Annotated in this window: 4 protein-coding genes; 1 reads left to right on the top strand and 3 read right to left on the bottom strand. The window is 66.3% G+C overall.

Features of this window, described 5'->3' with window-relative positions:
- The 3 genes from GSQ76_RS23080 to GSQ76_RS23070 all read right to left on the bottom strand — a co-directional run.
- Window positions 1–754: ABC transporter substrate-binding protein (locus GSQ76_RS23080; RefSeq protein WP_158746468.1), on the bottom strand; the 754-nt coding region annotated here is incomplete at its 3' end.
- Window positions 755–806: 52 nt separating this feature from the next.
- Entirely contained in the window at window positions 807–2,006 is a 1,200-nt protein-coding gene (locus GSQ76_RS23075) for a CaiB/BaiF CoA-transferase family protein (protein WP_158746467.1), read from the bottom strand.
- Window positions 2,006–3,163, bottom strand: coding sequence for a CoA transferase (locus tag GSQ76_RS23070; RefSeq protein ID WP_158746466.1), 1,158 nt, complete (start codon window positions 3,161–3,163; stop codon window positions 2,006–2,008). The genes GSQ76_RS23075 and GSQ76_RS23070 overlap by 1 nt, the downstream gene beginning before the upstream one ends.
- A 221-nt stretch (window positions 3,164–3,384) precedes the next feature.
- Between GSQ76_RS23070 and GSQ76_RS23065 the strand changes: the two genes are divergently transcribed.
- A partial coding sequence (locus GSQ76_RS23065; protein WP_158746465.1) for a LysR family transcriptional regulator occupies window positions 3,385–4,117 on the top strand: 733 nt, incomplete at its 3' end.

Raw genomic sequence — 4,117 nt, 5'->3', positions numbered from 1 at the left:
GCACAGCCATGTCGGATACCGCGAAGTCGCCAGCCGCCAGCCGGTCGAAGGCGAGCACTTTGCTGCTGTAGATCGTCGGCTTGTGAGCAGCCAATTTCTTGACGAACGCTTCGCCGTAGCGATCCTTGTACTCCGTCATGAACATGTACCAGTAGGTGTAGGTGCTGCCGCCCGCGGCTGGTGTGGTCGTGGCGTAGCGGCCATTCCAGCGCGGATCGGTCAGCGCGTCCCAACCGCCAGCGGTCAGCGCCTTCACCTCGTCCTCGGTGGTCTCCTTGGTGTTGTAGACGATGCCCATGAAGTCGATGTTCAGGGCGTACCACTGCCCCTCCACCTTCAGCGCATCGGGGATTGCCGCACCGGCGGCGGGGGTAAAGTCGGCGATGAACCCCTCCTTCTTCGCCGGTGCGAATACGGTCGGGTCCGAGATCTGGATCACGTCGGCAATGTGCCGGCCGACCCGTTCCTCGTTCATCCAGCGATCGAACAGCGGATAACTGGGGCCGCGAATGTTCTTCACGGCGATGCCGTACTTGCGGGTGAACGCCGCCGTCCATTTCGCCGTCAGACCCAAATCGGAGGTGTGGTAGTAGGTGAGCGCCCCTTCCGCCTTGGCGGCCTTTATCAGCGCGTCGGTAATGCCCGCCGCAGTCTGCGCTTGGCCACGGGCCGGCAATGCCAACCCGGCGCCCAACGCCGCAGCACCCCCCAATACGCCACGCCGACCTATCGTGTTGTGCAAGAACTTCACCATGTCCGTTCCCCCCATTACCGCCCGCGGTCGTTGCCGCGGCGGTTCGTCTTGTTCAGCCGATCACACCCTCTGCCGCCAACGCGTCTCGTTCCGCCTGCCCTAGGCCAAGCAGTTCGCCCAAGACGTAGTCGTTGCTGTCACCAAGCCCGGGTGCCGGGTCCAAGCGGCCGCGCCAGCCAGTGGAATCCTGCCAGGGCAGCGCCACGGTGCGGCGACCATCCGGCATCACCGGGAACAAGCCGCGTGCGGCGAGTTGTTCGTCCTCCATCACCCCGGCGAAGGATCGGGTTCGCGCAGCGGGCACGCCGGCCTCCAGCAGCCAGTGCTCCGCCGCCTCGGCATTCTGCGTGTCGGCCCAATCCGCGACCAAGGCATCCAGTGCCTGTCGTGCCTCATGGCGGGATGCCGCGGTGGGATGGGCGGCGACGAGGTCGGGCCGTTTCATGACGGCACACAGCCCCGCCCACTCCGCATCGGTGCGGACGGCGATGGCAAGCCAGGAATCCGGCCCATCGCAGCGGAAACACCCGCCGGGCGCCGACTCGCCGTCATCATTCCCGCCCGGCCCGTTACCGCCGATGTCCAGGGAGTGGCGCAGCAATGCCTCTGGCAATAGGGCCACCGTGCCCTCCAGCATCGACAGGTCCAGATAGGCGCCGTCCCCGGTCTGCCGGCGGTGATGCACGGCGGCCAGGATGGCCAGCGCCTCCCACATCGCCGTCACCGGATCGGTCCAGATCGGCAGGATGCCCATCGCCTCCAGCTTCAGGTTCGGCGCCCCGATCAGCCCCGCCCGCCCGCTATACGCCTGCAGCAGCGTGCCGTAGGCCAGCGCATCCTTCTGCGGCCCGGTGCGCCCAACACCGGAGGCGGAGACGTAGATCAGGTCCGGCCGGATCTCCCGCAACATCGGATAGCCGAGGCGGTATTTGGTCAGCACCTTGGCCGAGAAATTCTCCACCACCACATCGCTGATGCGCACCAGCCGATGCAGCAAATCCTGCCCCCCAGGATGCGTGATATCGATGGTGACGCTGCGCTTGTTGTTGTTCAGCAGCGGGTACGATCCGCCCCGCGCCGCGTGCTCCGCCCGCTTGGACGATTCGACCTTGATGATCTCCGCCCCCATGGCGCCCAGCATCTTCGTCGTCAGCGGCCCGGCGATGATCCAACTGAAATCCAACACCCGCAGGCCCGACAGCGGCAGTTGCGCGGCGTGCTGATGGCCCGAGCCGGTCACGATCGTGTCCATCAAACCGGCTCCAAGCTGGGGCTGCGAAGCGTGCGCGCGTGCGGCAGAGCGCCATGGCTTGTCGTCTGTAAATGGATCGGCAGCCCCGGCACCGTCGCCTCCATGCCGGACGGTGACACCAGCCGGTCGAAAAACTGGCGATGCTGCAATTGGGCGTTGCGCAACAGCGCGTCGGGCGTGCTGATGGGAAAGCACGCGACGGACACGGCTTGGGCGCGTCGGGTCACTTCCTCCGCCGATTGGTAGCTGGACCATTCGGTCATGGCCGCCTGCAACTCGAACCAGTTGCGCCGGCGCTCCACCCGGGTGCCGCAAAACGCCGCGTCTGCCGCCCAGGCCGGGTTGCCCAGCAACTCTATCCAGCGATCCCATTGATGCTGCTCCCGTGGGGAGACCATGACCCAACCGGCATCCGCACACGGCAGGATCCAGGTGAGCCCACCGGCAGCCTCCGTGCCCTCGCGCTTGACCCGGCGGCGACTGAAGGCACGCTCGCCGTTGCTCCAATCTGCCAAGCCTTCGAAGGCGATGTGGGCGTAGAAATCGTGGCTGGCCAGGTCGATATGCGGCCCCGCGCCCCCGGCGGCGACCAGCAAGCCCCATACCGCCGCCAGCGCACCGGCAACGCCAACGGCAAGTGGCCCCTCGTGGTCGGCGCCAGCCAACGGGCCACGTGCCTCCGGCTCGTCCACCGGCCGCGCCATATTGTAGGCGAACGCGGCACGATGCTGCAGGGTGAAATCAGTCGCCGGCGCATTCCGCAGCGGGCCGCTGCGGCCGAACGGGGTCAGCGACAGGATGACCAAGGCCGGATAACGAGCCTGCAGCGCCGCGATACTGAGGTTGCGTTGGTCCCAGGTAGCGGCCGGTTGGGATTCCACCAGGATGGCTGCCCCGGACAAGAATTCGGCGAGACGCCCGGGCTCCCGATCTAGGTCGAGCGTGACACTACGCTTTCCGGCATTGACGTAGCCGAACAATGCGCTGGCATCCGCCCCGGTATGGCCGGGCCAGAACGGCCCCTTCTGCCGCAACGGATCACCGCCGGGCCGCTCGATCTTGACGACATCCGCCCCGAGATCAGCGAGCAGCCGTGCCGTGAACGGAGCGGACAAGCCTTCGGCCCACTCGACGACGCGAGTGCCTTTCAGCAGCATAGAATTGGCCTGGTGCAGTGCACGCAGACGTCGCTGCCTATTACGATCGGCATGACACCCCTCTCCTTCTCCGCTGCTTTCAGCATTGTCGTGTTGGGGGGATGCTCGGCGTGGTTCGCCCTGCCGTCCAATATTCAATGTGCGGGTGGTGATAACCGGGCGATATCGCTTTGGTGCAGGCGCGAACGCCTGTTAGCATCGCGCCAGGGACGGAGCGGCGAATGCCGAACGACATCGAGAAAGCCGCAACAATAGCGGCGAGCCGGGGGTCGCACCTGAACGTGCGCCACCTGGAAGTGTTCTGGGCGGTTATGCGCAGCGGCAACCAGCACGAGGCCGCGAGGCTGCTTGGCTTGTCGCAACCTGCGATCAGCAAAGTGCTGCGTTACACCGAGGATCGGATCGGCGTGCCGCTTTTCCGCCGGATCAAAGGCCGGTTACAGCCAACGCACGAAGGCGAGGTATTCTTCCGCGCGGTGGACGACATCTTCAGCCGGCTAGACGCGGCCGAGCGCCTGGCGCGGGACCTGCACCGGCGGCTGACGGGTCAGGTGACGCTCACCACCATCGCCGCGTTCAACGCTGCCCTGGTGCCGGCTGCGCTGGGCGCGTTCCTGCGATCGCAGCCGCTGGTCCGCGCCGGGGTGAAAGTGCTGACCCCGGCGGAGGTCGTGGACCGGGTGGCCAACAGCCAGTCCGACTTAGGACTAACCTTCGGCCTGGTCGACCCGACGCTGGTCGATTCGCATACCCTGTGTATCGTTCCAGTCGTGTGCGCAATGGCGCCGGACCACCCATTCGCCGGCCGGCCATTCCTCACCGCCGGAGATATGGCGGGCGAACGACTAATCTCGGCATCCGAGCGGCCGATCTGGGGCAAGATGATCGAGGACGCATTTGCCGCCGCGGGGGTCCGGCCCTTGATGGCGGTGGAGTGCACCCAGCCGGACCTGG

This window comes from Acidisphaera sp. L21 (genome assembly GCF_009765685.1).
Lineage (GTDB): Bacteria > Pseudomonadota > Alphaproteobacteria > Acetobacterales > Acetobacteraceae > LMUY01.
The sequence above is the reverse complement of the archived record's forward strand: the minus strand, read 5'-3'. Positions and strand labels throughout refer to the sequence as shown.

What these genes read in the sequence shown, in the direction of transcription:
- GSQ76_RS23075 (WP_158746467.1), bottom strand. Translation starts at nt 2,006, where the DNA reads ATGGACACGATCGTGACCGGCTCGGGCCATCAGCACGCCGCGCAACTG.
- GSQ76_RS23070 (WP_158746466.1), bottom strand. Translation starts at nt 3,163, where the DNA reads ATGCTGCTGAAAGGCACTCGCGTCGTCGAGTGGGCCGAAGGCTTGTCC.